The 16,614-nt window shown below is 40.3% G+C and carries 12 protein-coding genes and 3 pseudogenes; 9 read left to right on the forward strand and 6 right to left on the reverse strand.

Annotated elements, in window-relative coordinates; all coding sequences use genetic code 11:
* The first annotated feature begins 1,231 nt into the window (after nt 1-1,231).
* The 4 genes and pseudogenes from AB6D80_RS21755 to AB6D80_RS21770 all read left to right on the forward strand — a co-directional run.
* Nucleotides 1,232-2,293 (forward strand): hypothetical protein, encoded by a 1,062-nt coding sequence (locus AB6D80_RS21755; RefSeq protein ID WP_229648408.1) that lies wholly within the window; start codon nt 1,232-1,234, stop codon nt 2,291-2,293.
* Nucleotides 2,294-2,308: 15 nt separating this feature from the next.
* Entirely contained in the window at nt 2,309-6,151 is a 3,843-nt protein-coding gene (locus AB6D80_RS21760; RefSeq protein WP_229648407.1) for a hypothetical protein, read from the forward strand.
* A 34-nt stretch (nt 6,152-6,185) separates the two neighbouring features.
* Complete coding sequence (locus AB6D80_RS21765) at nt 6,186-7,454, forward strand: RHS repeat-associated core domain-containing protein (protein WP_016800081.1); 1,269 nt, start codon at nt 6,186-6,188, stop codon at nt 7,452-7,454.
* 568 nt (nt 7,455-8,022) lie between these two features.
* Nucleotides 8,023-8,364 (forward strand): annotated as a pseudogene (locus tag AB6D80_RS21770) (recombinase family protein); the annotation flags it as partial.
* A gap of 36 nt (nt 8,365-8,400) precedes the next feature.
* On the opposite strand, the pseudogene AB6D80_RS21775 reads toward AB6D80_RS21770, so the two are convergent.
* Together AB6D80_RS21775 and AB6D80_RS21780 are read right to left on the reverse strand one after the other, a co-directional pair.
* Nucleotides 8,401-8,703: pseudogene (locus AB6D80_RS21775) on the reverse strand (type II toxin-antitoxin system RelE/ParE family toxin).
* Nucleotides 8,703-8,963 carry a type II toxin-antitoxin system Phd/YefM family antitoxin gene (locus AB6D80_RS21780; RefSeq protein WP_069592240.1) on the reverse strand — a complete coding sequence of 87 codons (261 nt, stop codon included), beginning with the start codon at nt 8,961-8,963 and terminating at the stop codon, nt 8,703-8,705. Before AB6D80_RS21780 ends, AB6D80_RS21775 begins: the two are co-directional and overlap by 1 nt.
* 210 nt (nt 8,964-9,173) lie before the next feature.
* On the opposite strand from AB6D80_RS21780, the pseudogene AB6D80_RS21785 reads away from it, so the two are divergent.
* The 3 genes and pseudogenes from AB6D80_RS21785 (at nt 9,174) to AB6D80_RS21795 (ending at nt 10,647) form a co-directional block, all read left to right on the forward strand.
* Nucleotides 9,174-9,623: pseudogene (locus tag AB6D80_RS21785) on the forward strand (recombinase family protein).
* Nucleotides 9,624-9,910: 287 nt separating this feature from the next.
* Nucleotides 9,911-10,123 carry a cold-shock protein gene (locus AB6D80_RS21790; protein ID WP_102258025.1) on the forward strand — a complete coding sequence of 71 codons (213 nt, stop codon included), beginning with the start codon at nt 9,911-9,913 and terminating at the stop codon, nt 10,121-10,123.
* A gap of 314 nt (nt 10,124-10,437) precedes the next feature.
* Nucleotides 10,438-10,647, forward strand: a complete 210-nt coding sequence (locus tag AB6D80_RS21795) for a hypothetical protein (protein ID WP_016800083.1) — start codon at nt 10,438-10,440, stop codon at nt 10,645-10,647.
* A 285-nt stretch (nt 10,648-10,932) separates the two neighbouring features.
* Here the strand turns inward: AB6D80_RS21795 and AB6D80_RS21800 are convergent, their stop codons facing one another.
* Nucleotides 10,933-11,190 (reverse strand): hypothetical protein, encoded by a 258-nt coding sequence (locus AB6D80_RS21800; RefSeq protein ID WP_016800084.1) that lies wholly within the window; start codon nt 11,188-11,190, stop codon nt 10,933-10,935.
* 175 nt (nt 11,191-11,365) lie between these two features.
* Here AB6D80_RS21800 and AB6D80_RS21805 point away from each other — a divergent pair, with 175 nt between their 5' ends.
* Nucleotides 11,366-12,001, forward strand: coding sequence for a recombinase family protein (locus AB6D80_RS21805; protein ID WP_017103703.1), 636 nt, complete (start codon nt 11,366-11,368; stop codon nt 11,999-12,001).
* Between the two features lie 135 nt (nt 12,002-12,136).
* Here AB6D80_RS21805 and AB6D80_RS21810 read toward each other — a convergent pair whose 3' ends face one another.
* From AB6D80_RS21810 to AB6D80_RS21820, 3 genes are all read right to left on the reverse strand, one after another.
* Entirely contained in the window at nt 12,137-13,060 is a 924-nt protein-coding gene (locus AB6D80_RS21810; protein WP_102421439.1) for an Rpn family recombination-promoting nuclease/putative transposase, read from the reverse strand.
* 409 nt (nt 13,061-13,469) lie between these two features.
* Nucleotides 13,470-14,324, reverse strand: coding sequence for an EamA family transporter (locus AB6D80_RS21815; RefSeq protein ID WP_016800581.1), 855 nt, complete (start codon nt 14,322-14,324; stop codon nt 13,470-13,472).
* Nucleotides 14,321-14,920, reverse strand: coding sequence for a class I SAM-dependent methyltransferase (locus AB6D80_RS21820; RefSeq protein WP_372189575.1), 600 nt, complete (start codon nt 14,918-14,920; stop codon nt 14,321-14,323). Before AB6D80_RS21820 ends, AB6D80_RS21815 begins: the two co-directional genes overlap by 4 nt.
* Nucleotides 14,921-15,431: 511 nt before the next feature.
* On the opposite strand from AB6D80_RS21820, the gene AB6D80_RS21825 reads away from it, so the two are divergent.
* Nucleotides 15,432-16,217: a hypothetical protein gene (locus AB6D80_RS21825; RefSeq protein WP_102561499.1), complete on the forward strand. Its 786-nt coding sequence runs from the start codon at nt 15,432-15,434 to the stop codon at nt 16,215-16,217.
* The last annotated feature ends 397 nt before the right edge of the window (nt 16,218-16,614 follow it).

The following is a 16,614-nucleotide window of genomic DNA, read 5'->3' on the forward strand; positions in this document are numbered from 1 at the left end:
CTAAAAAGGACATCAAGCCACTACTTGCAGTTGCCAAGAAATCGCGTAAATACCAATGGTTGAAGTAATATGATTCAATCGCCTTCCAGCAATCTGTGCTTAATCTTCACCAAGGCTTTAATAACTTCTTTAATCCGAAGTAGAAAGCGAAGTAGAAACGCGACAGAGGCTCCTTCGGGGCGAGTCCAATACACGGCAGAGGGACGAGCCTAATACTTAGTGGGAGAATCTGCTAGTTCTATGCCAGAGGAAGACATAAGTCGTAATCGAGTGAGTGTTACCACCCAACCCTCAGATTTCTTCTTTTCGAATCAGGGCAGGTAAAGCTCTCTCTAAACTTGGGGCCAGTTCAATTAGCCCGCTTGGGGTTTTCCGACCTAGAATTAGGTTTAATTATGCCGAAAAGTTATGCAAAAAGGAGCGTATGATTTGCCTTTTGCCGTTGTAGAAGACTAAGAGCTATAAAGTTTATCACGTCTGACGTAGGCTAAGGTCGCCCTTTCACGAATTAAGGAGGGCGTTAAAGGGAGAGGTTCTAGGCGGGATCGGCGAAGTTAAGGTGAACACCGTAACAATCTGAGCATGTGTGAATGCCAAATCAAGTGATGTGTTCTGCTGGGGTTCTGAGCAAAATAGGAAAAAGAAAAAAACGACATATGAGATCGTTGATGGTTACTGTCATGGAAGCTGGCCGGGAGCAACTAATGAGAAAATAAAACACTGCTCTCAACGGATCTTGTGGGACTTCCCTTTCGATATCAACCTCTAATCCATCAAGTAACGAGCTTAAAACCTAAAGAACATGAGTACTGCTGAGGACATTTTTCTGTTGAGATGTAACCAGTTCCGCTATTGGCATGCAAGATTCCCAAATCGTCTACTAATTAGATGGAGGATGAATTTTTCGGGGAAATGTGTTCAATACCCCAATCAGCTGTAAATCGTAGAACGATTAACAAGGATGCCGTGTTCGGCCAACGTATAACTTAGATTGGCAGAGCTCAAAGTCGTAGAGGCATACCAGCGAACACACCAAAGAAGGAGGTTAGGGCGAAGTTTTGCCATTTGAACTCAAAGTTGGCCAGAGGGCGGGATTCGTTAAAACTCTCTTCTGTATATACATTATTACTGCGCTTTTCTAAATTTTTCATTATAAATTATAAATTAATTATTATAAAAATAATGATTAAATATATATTTTATCATTGTGGTCAAATATGGGATATAATATATGAAATTTCTAAAAACAAATTCATTTAAAAAACTATGTTTACTCGCTTTTTTATTTAATATTAATAGCGCTTTTTGCTCTTCCACTGGACCTAGAGAGGAACCTTTTTCGAGGCTTTATCTTGAAGGCACCTATGTGAATTTATCGCCAAATTCTAAAATATACGCCAATAATAGAATGCAGGCCGAAATTGAAATTTATTATCAGTTGAAATCTAATTACACGTTTGACAATGCAAGTCTCAAAAAACTCTATACGGCGGAAACGATTGACTCGCTCTCCGTCTCAGATTCTCACAGCGGGTATGTATTAGATATCAGGCTTGAGGATGGAAGTAACCGAAACAGACGAAGAGAAGGCTATAGGAGTGTTTCTAAGTTTGTTTCAGGTAACCGTGCAGATGTTTATCATCTGTGTGTCCAAGCGACGGCCACCAATAATATCACTGGTGAATCTCTTACCCAAAATACTTGTAATGGAACCACAAACAAATCTTCTGCCATCGTCGAATTGTTGACCCCAAGAACCTTTACCAGTTCAGATTTTACCTACGAAACAAGCAATAGCGGATGGAGTGATGGGGCCATTCTTCATCTCAATAAGTATAAGCCTAACAATTTTACGCTCCAGAAAGTTTGGCAAGAAGGGGGGCTGAGATTTAATAATGACCACCATAGGTTGCTGGGGACTTATAGCAACAGCCAGTCCTCTTCCGCCTTATACTGGATATATGATACAGATGCTGGCCATATCAACATACCATTTTCAACTACCTATGACACTGGCTGGAAAGACCGGGTTGTCTATGGCGATCTCAATACAGATGAGGCCATTATATTCGTCAGCTCATTTGGGCGCGGTATTTACAGCAGCAACTCTGCTAACATCTCTAAAGCATTTCCTCCCTATGACTGGAACCAAAGTATTAGTCCTGATGGAAAAATAGTGTATTTCGAAGATAAATTTGGCAATAGAGGATACTTTAGTTTTTCAAGAACTAGCTACAATGATTATTTCGAGGAAGGGTACTATTTAAGAAGAATACATAGTGAACATAATTAATAGGTGATTAATAAAATGTCTTTTTTATCGAATGCACATAACTTCTCAATTATTAATAATTCAGGTGTCGATCCTAGGACTGGGGCTTATATATGTTCAATAAGGCTCGCTGATTTTATATCACATAAAACCGTAGGTTCTCCCATTTCCTTGGTATTAAACTATCGTGCCGAAAGTGTTCGAGATGAAGGGTTTGGGAGAGGCTGGCTTCTTTCTTTCAGTCGTTTTGACAAAGAAGATAGTATTATTTACCTGAGCTCAGGACAAAATTATAAAGCGATTTATAATCATCAGACTAATGAATATAAACTCCCATACAGAAAAATTAAAGATATTAAGTTACTCTATTCTCTCAGTAATAATGAAATTAATGTTATCTATAAAAGTGGGATTGTAGAATCGATAGACTATGAAACGGGAGCCTTGAAAAAGATCACCTCCATCCAAGGCTTGGAAACAACATTCCACTATAGAGAGAGTGACCAAACTAGCAAATTGTGGAAAATAACGGATGGCTCAGGAAGAGAATTACGGATAGATTATTGGTCTGAAGACTTAAAAACAACGGTCACACAGGTTGTAGGTGGAGAAACCTATCAAACACTGGTTGTTGATAAAGAAAGCAATGGTATTTATAAAAGATTAACAACGCTTCATTTACCTGATGACGAGTCGAATATCACTTTTGAGTACGAATACCTGAGTAATATTAACTATGATCTCCTGACAGTCTTTTCTCATCCCAGTGGCCTGAAAGAAATCCTCACTTACCAAAATGAAGGGCACAGCTTTCCGAGCGGTGGGCCGGTCAGTAAAGTCCCTTATGTGACTATGCATCGATTTGTCGCTGGGAATAATCAACCTGACCGAGTAACAAACTATACTTATTCAGATAAAAACTATCTCGGTTTTGCTAGTGAAGCCGCGTTCGTCAATGGAGAAGATACTCTATTCAAATCTAGGAGTGACTATGAGTATAGTAGTGTCGAGAAAATAAATAGCACGCAATCCATAACACGGTCTTATAATAAATATCATTTACAAAAATCTATAGAATATCGCCACAATGAGGTTCTTTACAGAAAAGAAGAGTACGTTTATTACGCGGAGATAAATACCAGTATTGAGCATCAACCAGCCAATTACTCATTTCTGAAGGAAAAACATGAAACTCACTATGAAGATTCTGATTCTAGAACGTTTGTCCATAAGTATCAGTACGATGATTATGGGAATCAAACCTTAATTCGAGAGATAAATGGTGATCAAACGAAGCGAGTCTATTACACCTCTTCAGGAGAGGGTCAAGCATGCCCTCCAGAGCCTAATGGGTTTGTTGCCTTCCTGCAGGAAGAAACTTTCCAGCCAGCTTCCTCTATTACTAGTCATGAACAAGAGAGGAAAAGTGTCTTCACCTACCAATCCTTACCCCGCATCGGAGGAGGCAACTTTGTCGTCCTTAAACATGAAGAGAGCTCTCTGAGTCGTGTAGATTATGTTTACTTTAACAATGTTGAAGAGCTTACTCATGGTCAATTACAAAAAACCTCTACTTTTATCAATGATTTTGTTTCACGAAAGGACTTGTCGTACCGTTATACCGACCAAGATGTTGAAATTACAAGCGCACTAACAACACATGATAATTTAGTCGTTACCACCCAAGTCAAGCATGATTTAAAGAGTGGTGAAGCCGTTCAGTGGGTCGATAGTGAAGGAGTTATCTCAAGTTGTCGATACGATCTTCTTGGTAGGCGGACTCGAGAGATAAAGGCGGAAGGGACGGATTATGAAGCGGTAGTGAAGTATGTCTATCGTGTTGGTGATGGGCTCAATCAATTGAAGAGCATAGAGCCTACCGGTATCCAAAGCGTCGAAGACTACAACAATGCAGGCAAGGTCATTAAGACAAAACGAAGTGATCTTAATGGTCAACTCATCGTGTTGAGTGAACTCAGCTATAACAGCCTGGGTCAATTGATTGAGCAGCAAGAATTTGATAACTTTTCGACCAGTTCTTCAATGGTAACTAACTACGAATACGATGCCAGAGGCAACCTTAGTAAAATCACCCACCCAGAGGGAAGGATAGAAGTCATCAAGCAAAACCCCGTCAAGATGACTATAAACTATTCGATACAAGGTTTGCTTTCAGAAATTCGTTCTTTTGATTTAATGGGTAACTTATTAACAAAGGAGCTGCTCAACAGTCATGGGAAACGGTTAGCGTTTTTCCAGAATACTTATGATGCCTTAGGCAACTTGGTGTCGAGCACAGACCAGAAAAGTCATACTGTTGAATACACCTATGATACCGCAGACCGAGTTGTTTCAACACGTCAAATCTACGATGGTGAAACGCTTGAAATATCAAAAAAATACGTCCGTTACAGCCATGATCTTTTGCCTGTTGAAACCAGTGTTAATAATAAAACCATTGGGATTAGGGTGTATGACGGGCTATCTCGCATGGTATCTGAAGTGTCGAGTTCTGGAACTGAAAAACAGTCTTTTAGCGGGGCTTCTCCAATTCCCACGAGGGTTGTTATGGCGGATGGTAATGAACTCGAGATAACGTACAATAAGTATTTGAAGAAAGCCACGGCCTATAATGTTTCAGGCAACGAAGCGTTGAATGTCACCTATCACTACGACGCAAAATCTGGTCATCTAGTACGTGCAGAGAATAAAAATCTCATCAGTGCTTATGTGTACTTTAAAGATGGGATGACGAGAGAGGAGATGGCGTTTTTCCCCAATACGTCTGTTAGACTTTTTAGCTTTGAACAATATCACCTTTCAGGCAGGCTGGATTTTAAGCACGATTATTTTGGTAACGTCGTTAGATACAGCTATGACCGCTACGGAAGAATGTTTTATATCGAATATATTAAGCAAGATTCGAATAATGAGAGTGTCCATACATTCAGCACTTTAAATTATGATCACTATAGTCGCTTGGTCGGATGTGATACTTATAGGGGAAATGATCACCTTCAAATTAAACTAGAATTAAACGATGTCGGACTAGAAACGAAAAGAAGTGTTCATCTAAACTCTCAATTACAGTTTTCTTTGCAACAAGTTTATAACGATGAACTTCAAATCAGCCTAAAGACACTCGAAAGAGACAACAAAACAACGGTTGAAAAAATGTCATACGATGATTTCCATCGACTAGTTGATTATCAGTGTGATGGCTTTGAACACCCCAAAGATACATTTGGCAACAAAATCATTCGACAGCAATATAGTTATGACTTGTACGGCAATATAACCAAACTTATCACGTTTTTTTCAGACGGTACCGACAATATTTGTACATATACTTATGATACTGATGACGTGGTGCGTCTTACGTCAATCTCTAATACCCACATTAGCTACTCTGAATCGGCTAACTTAACTTATGACACATCAGGAAACATAACTAAAGATGAGCGGGGGGCGCTTTATCATTATGACGCTCTTGGTCAATTGAATTCAACTTCTCTGCCTATTAACAACAAGTCTTATCAATTCGAATACGACGCTCAAGGGCGTGTAGTGGCGCAAATTGGGCAAGACGAACCCAAGATGGAGCTTTATTATCAAGGTGACCAGATAGTCAACGAATTATACGATGGATGGCACACTTGTTACCATAACGTGGGTGGTTTATGGACGGACCGTACTATTTCTTCGTACCTCAAGTTTAATATCAGCCCTTCAAATTATGATACCTCGGTGCATCTTGCTGAACATCAATACTTACTAGGAAACGCCCAACATAGTGCTATCGCTACTCTAACCTCACACCATGGCGATGATACTATTTCGACAGAATACAAAATGTACACCCCCTATGGACAAGGTTGAGGTGAAGGCGTGATTTATAGAGGAAATGTTTATCATGAATAAGAATTATGGTTCATCCGGTGTTAATCAAAGATATATAGATCTATCAAAAAGAACTTTTATCAAGTATTCCACCTCATTGGCTGCTTTATCCCCGTTTATTTACTTTACTCCAAGATTTCTCTTAGCTGGCGAAGCCTTTAAATCAAAATTTGAATCTTCAGGGTTAATTGTGCCTGTTAAATTTTCTCAGAGTCGGTTAGGTTTTAATGGCGAACGTGAGATTAGCGACATTGGTTCAGGGCTATATCATTTAGGCAATGGTTTTCGGATTTATAGTTCAGGTTTGACTCGCTTCCATTCTGCAGATGTGTTGAGTCCTTTTGGAGAGGGAGGGAGTAACTCCTATAGCTATTGTTTTGGCGATCCTGTGAATTTGCGTGATCCCAGCGGAAAGTTTGCGATATCCAGTTTAATTATAGGGGCGATTGTAGGGGCAATTCTAGGGGCGGGCATCTCCGCAACTGCAGAAGGAATTCGGGCGATAGTGACGGATACGCATTTTGAATGGGAACAAGTTGGGATTGGGGCCGCACTTGGCTTTATCTCAGGAGGATTTGGCGCGGCAGCAACGGGAGCAAAAACCAGTGTACAAGTGGGCCTCGCGATTGCTGATGCTTCTGTGTCAAGTGCAGTTAGCTTTGGTCTTGAATTGGCGACTGGCTCAAGTGCCAAAGATGCCGCTTTAAATGCGGGAATTGGGGCGGTAATAGGCCTTGTAACGTTTGGGGCAGGAAGAGGGATCGGGGTGGCTCGTAGCAGAAGAGCATTGATGGCTACACGACGCCAAGCGATGGAGATGGTTGAGTTAAGACATTGGTCCCCTCTTGAAGATCTCACGACCATAACAAGGCAGCGCTCACCAGGTTATCAAAGAACAGCAGCTATCTACAGGAGCGCCGACGATTATGTCTACAGCCATGGGGGGATTGGGTTAACCATGACGCCAGATGGTTTTAAAACAGCTGGACGGCTTGCGGAGTATCTACCAGAGGGCGCGCGAAGCGTTCAGAGGTTTAATTTGCAAACCTGTTTCGGGGCGACCGGAGGAAGCATGTTTTCTCAAGGGCAGGCTTTAGCCAATCATCTAAATACTAGAGTGGTTGCTTGGCCAGGTAACTACGTCCGCAACCTACCCGCAACTTCAGGGAGAGTGTTCAGACCTCAAGCCCCTGCATTAGCCAGGGTGACCAATAGCTTCAATACCGCGGCTGGTAACCTGAATAAACTCGTCATTTATGGTAGGAATCCGTCTTGGTTATGATAGTTAGAATGACAGTAATTTTTAACTAATGTGCTTTTTTACAAAAAATCTAGAGGTAAGTTGGTGGGGATAGGGGTTGTTGCCAAATTTGGGTAAAAGTAAAAAACTTCTGTCTGGCCTTTTGCCGAGTCCCGTCCTATGGCTAACTTTTAGTTCAAATGGAAACATAATATTCTCCCAGTTTGGTTGTTTATTTCATTATTGTAGCGGATTACTACAGGTGGATGCCGGCATTGCAACTGAGCTTGAAGCAGCAGCGAGTGAGAGCGTCCGGTTATTGGTTCTTTATCATCGAGGGGGAGTTCACGCTCAAGCGATAATGTAACACTCTTCTTGTCTGGGCCTTCATTAGTATTAGAAGTGCTTATCTCACTGGCATATGACACTTTTAACATTGAAGGTTGCAACCCGATCGCTGTCGCATTCGCAATGAGCAACCCAGGCTCGGTATCACCTTGTTGAACAAAACCAGCAGAACGGGCTGGTAGGAGTAACTCTAACTCGAGGGGCGAGTCGTTGGGGATGATGCTTAAAATCGGTGTGCTTGGCTGCCCACTTTGGCTTGATAGGCAAGATAAAATGGCGACCACTTAAGTTAGGTGTGTTAGTAGAGGGGATGACGAGCGGAGATTGCATTGTGTTTGCTGAAGTCAGTCGAATTGCACGTTCAACGTTACAAGTACTAGAGGTACTCGAAGTGTGCATGAAAAAGAAAATTAATGTCTATATTGCAAAGGAAAACTTACAGTTATATGGCTCGAGGCAATCTCATATCACCGCTAAGGTGCTAGGAATTGCGGCAGAAATCGAGCGTGAGTTGATCTCGCTGAGAACGAAGGAAGCGCTCGCCGCCAGAAAGAAAAACGGAATGATTCTCGGAAGACTGAAGGGCCAAGCCGAGAGGGTGAAGCGCCGAGTACGCTGCGTGACTATATGAAGCTAAGGGTTAAGAGAGTTGTGAAAAGTGCTTGGCGGGAGACATGTGCTTACCAAAAACGGCTGCAATAATGAGGAGCTCTTGTTTTCGAATGTAGTAAATCACATGGTGCTTCAAAGGAAAGCGGAAGTAGTCTTGGCCCAACTCTGAAACTTCTATGCCGATCAACTTATTGCTAGTCAGTAATTCCATTGATTACTTTAGTTCTGAAAAGTAAGTGGTCCATTGTGTTTGCCCCCATCGCTCTAATGTATAGCGACGAATATCAATGAGATCAGACTGCGCTGCATAAGAAAGCTTATATTGCGTCATTAATCAAATTTACCTTGGTCAAGTGCATTCATGAAATCGTCACCGTCGACTAGGTTATCTGATAGAACATCGGCCTCTGCTTGTTCGAAGCGCGATTTCACCACCATCAATTTCAGGGCTTCAAGTTGCTCATATTCTTCACAAGACATCATCACCGCAACCGGTGAACCGTTCTTATTGATTTGTACGGGTTCACGTTGAGCCTTCATTAGTAAATCGCCAAATTTAGTTTTAGCTGTATTAGCAGTAAGTGATTGCATAATATTCTCCTTTTCGTTCATTATAAACGAATCGAACGCTTTAACTGATTTGTATGATTTTAGTTATACGGTTAATCCAATGGCGTGTCCATAAAGGTGTAATTTAGTGGATACGACTTGTTACCCCTCTCAGAACTGTCCAGTTAGTCTTTTAAATGTATATGTACACTTAATTAAAACTATCTTAATGTTCACTTTAGGGTTCATTTCATGAAAATTGGCTATGTCCGTGTCAGTATTCAAGACCAAACGCTCGACGTTCAACTTGAACAGGTTAAAGCTATAGGTTATGAAAAATTCACCAAGAGCAAGCGAGGGGGGGGGAATCCCCAGAGAGAGAACTGCTTAACCTGTTGCTGGACTTTGCGAGGGAAGGGGATGTTATTCACGTTACTAAAGTCGACCGTATTTTGATCGTAATACCATTGATGCTTTGCAAATTGCTGAGCAGCTAGCGAGAAAGAAAGCCGGTTTGGTCTTTCATTACTTGGGCGATTTGGATATTAACAGTGATGTGGGCAAGAGCGCGCGCTCAGAAGGGAGGCACCTCTAAGACGCTCACCAACTCATTCAAGAGATTGCAAACCAAGGCATGAATAAACTGAGCTCAGTAAAGAGTTAGGGTGTAGTCGGACGACTGTTTATAAGGTCTCGGGATAAAAGTGTAGGTGAATTTGTAAAAAATCGTATTTTGCAGGGCAGCAGGAAGATATATGTTAACTTCAAATTAAACCTTTACAAAAACGAGATAATGGATAATAATGTCATCGCTCTGTTGTTCAGAGTTATTAAATGAAACATCAAGTTGTAAAAGTAAAACCCTCAGAATTCCTCGTTATTGTTGTTTTCCTCAGTGTTTCCCTTAGCTTCATAGATACATTAAATAATTCCAGCTCTCAGCGCATCGCATTTTGCGATTAATTTTTATCTTATATAAGGGACACAATATGTCTAACAAAACAAATGGCGTAGTAAAATGGTTTAACGAAGAGAAAGGTTTTGGTTTTCTAACTCAAGACAACGGCGGTGCTGACGTATTCGTTCACTTCCGTGCTATCGCATCTGAAGGTTTCAAGACTCTTAAAGAAGGCCAACAAGTGTCTTTCGAAGTAGAGCAAGGCCAAAAAGGTCTTCAAGCTGCAAACGTTGTAGCTGCATAAGATTTTAAGTAGGCGCGAGCGGAGATACCGCTTGCGTCACTTCCCCCCATCTTAGAGTACTTATTTATAACTCCCCACGAAAATATCCAATATTCTCCCAATACTTTTTGTATTTGTCGTTACGTTTCTTATTTACTTCGTTTTTATAAATAAAATTATTAATATATCTCAATAGTAGTATCTCTAAAAGACTGCTAGCTTCGTTATATCTAACGAAAATAAATAAGGATCAACCATGTCTCGAACAACAGGCCGTAAACTTTTTTGGTTTCAACAACAAAAGAAAAAAACGATAAATAATAAATAGGAATAGTATGAAGATCACATTTAATTTATTTAAAGATAACCTCTCTTGGGGTGGGATTATTCACCAACTTAATGGTGATGTTTTAAGGCGCCACGTGTTAGTGAGCGGAAACGTGGATGATATGAATATTAAATTTTCATACTGCGAAACGACTTTAACAGGCAGCATTACTGATCAACATGATTGTGTACTTGGTGATTTTAGTATTTTGGCTTAAATCTAAAGCACAGGCTTGTAATTAAGCTTACTAATAATTGATTACACAGTTGTCCGACTGAACCCTAACTCTTTGTTGATTGTGTGCTTGATATCTTGCTCCGTAGGCTATTGACTACTTTGGTAAAGCGGCTTGTTAGGAAATCGGTCGACATGCATTCCTCGGCTCGTAATCGCCCCCTGATTCCATTGTAATACAGCAAGATGCGCTTCTTCATATTTCAGCGGAGGCGGAAATTGTGGTGTAAATGACTCTATATACACCTCTATTTATAAACCCTAGCCCTTAAAGTGCTTTATCAAATACTTCGGGCGTAATGTTAATATACCAATCTAAATTTACTTTCTTGCGCCTGATTAGCCCTCGCTCCTCAATAATTTCACAAGATACGCGGAAGTTGTTTGGAGGGACCTCTCTCCTAAGAAGTTGGTTAATAGCATGGTTGACCACCGTAGACTTACCTTCTTTGACTCCCTTCACGAATCCCTTTGCCAAACAACTTAATATCTCTTTTTGGATTTGGCTGAGTCTTTGATTTCTCATTTCATATTTTTATTATTCCTTGTAGCAATGATTAAACTTTAAATTTGAGAAGGAGGGTATGTTGTTTGGGTATACCTTATTGTCACTAGTTGAAAATTGCACCTAACCATTAAATGTCATAATATAAATGACATACCTATTTAGATCATAACCTAAAAGTCACTTAATCAAAATTATGTACATATTTGGATACTTAAGAGCATCAACTATCGAACAAGATGCAGAAAGAGCAAAAAAGACCTTATCAGAATTTGTTGAACAAAAAGGACTTCGTATTGCTGCTTGGTATGTTGAGCAAGAATCTGGCGCTTCGTTGCAAAGACCTAAATTACTGCAATTATTAAGTGATGCTAAAAAAGGGGATTTGATCATGATTGAGCAGATTGATCGACTCTCTCGTCTAAATGAATCTAGTTGGTCTAAATTGAAAGAAATGCTGTACGAGAAGGAATTGAAAGTCATTAGCTTGGATTTACCAACTAGTCACATCGCCATGGCTCCTGAAATATCCGATGAGTTCACGAATTCGATGATTAAAGCGATCAATAACATGATGATGGATATGCTCGCGGCGATTTCTCGTAAAGATTACGAAGATCGACGTCGACGCCAAAAGGAAGGCATAGATAAAGCTAAGACAATGGGCAAGTATCGAGGAAGAAGGCCCGATTTAGAGTTGCACGAACAAATCTACAAACTTCGAGTTCTTAAGGAGATGAGCATCAATGAAACAGCTAAGTTTGTGGGAGTGTCACCACGAACGGTCGTTCGTGTCGTCAAAAGAATGAGAGTTGAGCGTAACGAGAGCTAGGCATGTCTCACATCAAGTTGGTCCGGAATCGAGCAATTTTATAGCAGAAAGCGAAGTGATAGCGCTATTCGTGAGGGTTGTCTTCGTAAAGCAGGAGCCTCGCCCTTAAACTAGCAAGGCTTTATACTTTCTCGGCTAATGAGAAAGTTGTGCTAGTTCGTCTTTATTCAATCCTGTGACATCCATAATGGCTTCCTGATCTAGACCATTAAGCATCATCTTGCGCGCCATCTCCTTGAGGGCTTCTTGGCGTCCTTCTTGGCGTCCTTCTTGGCGTCCTTCTTGGCGGCCACGTTGCTCGCCTTGTTGGCGCAATTGTTCTGCAATAGTCATAAGTGTGTCCTCGTGTTTCGGTACTGATGAGGCTAGTGACGTAATTAACGCCTCTAGGTTGTTCGTTTCACCCACTTGGAGTAAGTAGCTCATCAATGACTGTACTTGCTTATCTGTAGTGTAATCGGTTAAGAGCAATGTGACCAGAGGCTCAAAGAAATCCATGATATCCCGATGCCTTGCGTGCTTTTGGACAAGCTCAAGCAATGCGATGCGGCGATGCTGCATTATCTCATCATCGGAGATGACCGTGACATCGACTAATGGAAAATCTTGAGTATAGAGCGCTTTAGCTATAAGAGGGTTAACGAACCCTTTTAACCAATTCATCTCATACGGGTAGGGTGAGACCTTACCATGGTAAAACTGCAACGGGATCACCAGAGGTAAACGCTCATGGCCAGCTTCAATATGTTGCTGCATGGCGGCGATAGCGTAACGCATTAGTCTGAATGCCATGTGTTTATCTGGTCGACTCTGGTGCTCGATTAACGCGTAGACGTAACCTTCCCCCTGAGACGTTGTAAGAGAATAAAGGACATCCGAATAGTAAGGCCGTAAACTTTCTTCAATAAAGCTGCCTGATTCGAGTTTTAGGGTCGTCAAATCACAGATTTCACGCAGCTCAGCAGGCAGGTGAATATCCAATAAGTCCTTAGCGGTTTCTGGATGAGTGAGAAACTGCTTAAAGAGGGCATCATGTGGGGTTGGCGTGGTCTTTTTCATTTTATTATCCTAACACCAAATGAGTTAAATCAGTATCACGATAGGGATTCTGCGCTAGCTTAATTTCTGCTCACGCATCAATTTAGATTATTTAATGTGATTCCCAAGGGAGGTTGACGGGGGAGTGTAAAATGAGAGCAGAGTGCAACAATAGTTAGCCACGCCTAACATTAAGTAGGCTTTCTAACAAAACTCTATTAATCGATTAGGTTTGTAGTAGAAAGCCCCTCTCAATTAGGCCTTTTTCTACAGCGAGATTTATATGCTATAAACGCTGTAACAACAATGGTTAATTGACTAACATGTATCGCTCGGGGATGTTTTAAAATCATCAAATTTTAAGATTAGGTTTTTTGGTGAAGTTTGTGTTTTGGGGAGTCACACTTGGAGTTCTGTAAATAAGTGTACGTTATGAAGCCAAAGTCAAAATACCAAGGGTAGCGAGTAAACAAGAGACTATTTTCGTTTTAAGGTTCGTGCGCTCTTTTAAAAAGAAGTAACCAAAAAGAATATCGAGGATGAAGGCTCCTTGGAATAAAACCATGACTAAACTAAAAGCGCTAGTGTTAAGCACTTTTAAGAGAAAATAGTAGCTTGCTGTTCCGCAAGTGGCTGTTATTACGGCGTTAAATAGAACTTTTTTGATTAACCTATAATGAACTTTAAATAGTAGAGGCGTCAAAAAAGCGGTTCCAGAAAAACCGATAAAAAGGATAACGCTAGTAGGTAAGTACAACGTAAGTACTTTATCAAAACCAATGGCTAGAGTGAGAAAGATTGGCGCGAGCCACGCGTGTAGATTGTTTGAAAAAAGAAGATTCATGTTGTTACTTGTGCTGATGAGCAGTGAAGCGACAAGTATCAGTATAACGCCAGTCATTTGAAGGAAAGTCAGTGTCTCATTTAAAAAGCTAACCCCGAACAGAGCACTCCAAATGATCTTTGTTTTAGAGATTATCGAGACAGAGCCTAATTCAATTGAAGCACGAGCCCTAAAGGTTGAGTACGCAAACCCAAGCCATGAGAAAACACTGAATATACTTAAAAGCAACAGCTCCCAAAGTTCACTTGTATTGTCGAATTTTGTAGGGATTTGTTCGATTTCGAAGATAACAAACAGAGCAGCCAGTAAACTGCATGTAATTTGATAGGCTATTAAATATTCATTACATAAAGGATTTTTCTTAAGAAAGACTCGTGAAATCCATTTGTCTAATGAACTTAAAGTCATAGCTAGAGCTAATATAGTGTAGGAACTTATCATTGTTTCTCAATGTGAATCGAGGTCTTGCGTTTTATGAGTTCAAATAGTTTTCGGTTATTGGGGCTACTCTCTTCTCCTTTAGTAATAGCAACGTGATTATAATCAGTTTCAATTTTAGCTATGAAATTTGGAATGACGCTTTGAAGCATGAGTAATTCGAAAATAAACTTACTTAAAGGAGTTCCAGGAAGTAACTCTTTATTTTGAAACTCGCCCGGCCAGTGCGCCCCCCCCCAATCTTTTATGACGTATATCCCACCTGACTTTAGATAAGGGAATGATGTCAAGAAAGCGGATTTTGTTGGTTCATATAAATGGTTGTAATCATCAATAATTAGATCTACATTTTTTGTGGGGAAGTGTGATTCTAATATTTGAATGACCTTGTCTGTATGCTCTTGCTTTACTCCACAATAAGGCTCTATTACAGAGTGTGCTGAAGACCCCTTTCGGTATTGACTTAAGGCTGGATGCTCTTGGCGTTCGTCTATGCCTATGATGGAGTCAGGGGTGTAAATCTTATCGAGTAAAACGAGACTCGCCCCGTGATATACCCCAAACTCAATAATGTTTTTTGGACTCCCCCAAGAAACCAAATGAAATTCAACTTCGTCATCAATGGAGAAGTGTTCTTCATTATGCCAGCGTATTTTATCTCAAGGGTCATTATAACTATTCATACTTAGTATAGGCCTGATAATTTCCATAGCCTGCAATGCTACTGTATGTAAAGATTTGATATTAATTAATTATTAATTAATTATTAATATAGTTGATATTTTTAGTTTATTCTCCTTAGATCGTTTTACTTTATTTAACGCTTCTTTCGAAAATTCAAAGATAGAGGGAACATAATGGATAAGTCCGAGCTAATATTAAAGACCACTAAGGAATTAAAAGACATAGCTGAATCAGGGGCTAATAAAATTGCATTGGCCATGCAAGAAGCAAAAAAAGCTAATTACATAATTTAATCATTAAGGTCGCCTATATCACCGTAGTGACCGATAAATAATTAGTGGTGGTAATTATTTCCTATTGTTAGTATCGGGTTTATTCTTTTTAAAACATTTAATGACTTAACGCTCAATAGTGACCGAGGGATTCATGAAAAAGACTAAAAGAAATTTAACTCTCGCTTCTATTGTGATCGTAATTATAATTATGCACAGCCAAAGAAATACGAAACCAAATTTTACTTTCCCGGAGTGCGAAGAAGAAAGAAGCGTTAATTCCAATGTCACCTTTTATATTGATAATCAGATTGGTAACAAGGAAGAGTTAAAAGGCAGATTGCAAGAAGCGGTAAAGATGTCTAATACGATACTGTCTAACTCATGCATCCCTATAACTCGTGTGTTCAAGGATAGCCATTCTGTATCAATATCTCATGACAGTATGTCTATCTCCTCTGTGCATTCAGACCTAAAACAAGCAATCAGTTCTTCGAAGGTAAACTCGTTTTTAGACGCTCCAAAAGAGCAGTATGTTTTGGTTTTAAGTGATAATCATCCATTGGTCATCGAAGAGGAGATTAATGGGATGACAATGGTTAACTTGAACGACAGCTTTGTACTGCTTGCGGAGGACTTCCCGATTACCGTGCTAGAACATGAGCTAGGACATTTAGGGTGGGCAATGCATGAACGGCCTAACTCTGAAAGTGGAGACTTTTGGATCATGGAACAGGTCTTTGCTGCAAATAGAAGTAAAGTAAAACCTTATTCTGGAGCTTTTCATTGTTCTAACTACGGGACAGTCATGAGTTATTCTGAAAAGGTTGTCCCTGCTTATTCAAGCCCTCTGAGCAGCAACAACGGTGAACCATGTGGTAATGAAGAGTACGCGGACAATGCCAGAGTTATGCGCGAGTATGCGAAAACTTTGCAGTGAAGTGTCCACCTCTTCATCGTTAGAGCAGAGGTTGTTGAATGCTCCCCTAGTAAATGCACTGTATCAATATATTTTTTGTTCTGTAGTGGCTAAGTGAATTTGACCACTATTAGGGGTTTTGCTGTACCTAAAGTAATCCGTTAAATGCTAATTTAACAATACATATAACACGGAATTGTCCAGAGACGTGTTATGCCGCCATGCATTGGGACTGTGCTCTGGGTGTGCTCTGGGAAAAGATCGCCTTAGTGTTCACTTTTTGGGAGTGGTGTGATTACCGAAGGAGGTTGACGGTCTAAATAGAAATTAGATAGATTTACCGATGATGAATAATGTGTTCAAAGCAAAAAATGATGAGAGGATATTGTACTTCTCAAGCTTTATTGTTTCTGATGTT

Origin of the sequence: Vibrio sp. 10N.247.310.17, from assembly GCF_041466605.1 — a bacterium.
Lineage (GTDB): Bacteria > Pseudomonadota > Gammaproteobacteria > Enterobacterales > Vibrionaceae > Vibrio > Vibrio tasmaniensis_A.